The 371-nt window shown below is 53.9% G+C and carries 1 protein-coding gene; it reads left to right on the top strand.

Annotated elements, in window-relative coordinates:
• Positions 1-54: 54 nt before the first annotated feature.
• Positions 55-330 carry a hypothetical protein gene (locus AC1RP1_RS08035; RefSeq protein ID WP_289856363.1) on the top strand — a complete coding sequence of 92 codons (276 nt, stop codon included), beginning with the start codon at positions 55-57 and terminating at the stop codon, positions 328-330.
• Positions 331-371 lie beyond the last annotated feature (41 nt).

The following is a 371-nucleotide window of genomic DNA, read 5'->3' as shown; positions in this document are numbered from 1 at the left end:
AGATCAACCGGCTCGTTCGTCGTGTATTCCCGAGTCATTTCGTAAGGAGTGAGCATGAACATCTCTACCAAAGATTATGACCTCTACCAAGAAGAATGCGACGATAAGGTCATGGCATACCTCAAGCTCGGACGCTATCCGGGAATCACGGTGAACGTGGATCATGTGCCTGAACAGCATCGCGAGACTTTTGCGAAGCTACTGCACATGCAGGTGACGCGTGCGCTCGATGCCGCGTACGCAGCAGGTGCCAATGATGCACGGGCCAAGGTGAGAAAGGCTCTCGGCCTCTCGCTCATCACGCCGGTTGCTGGTGAGGGTGATGTATGATTTTTGGTGCACATCCCGGACCCAATCCCGAACTTGGTTAC

The organism is Dellaglioa sp. CoH-56-MRSF-13 (assembly GCF_056782095.1).
Note: the sequence above shows the minus strand (reverse complement) of the source record. Positions and strands in the feature narration are given on the sequence as shown.

Coding starts and splice junctions, on each gene's coding strand:
- AC1RP1_RS08035 (WP_289856363.1), top strand. CDS start 55: ATGAACATCTCTACCAAAGATTATGACCTCTACCAAGAAGAATGCGAC.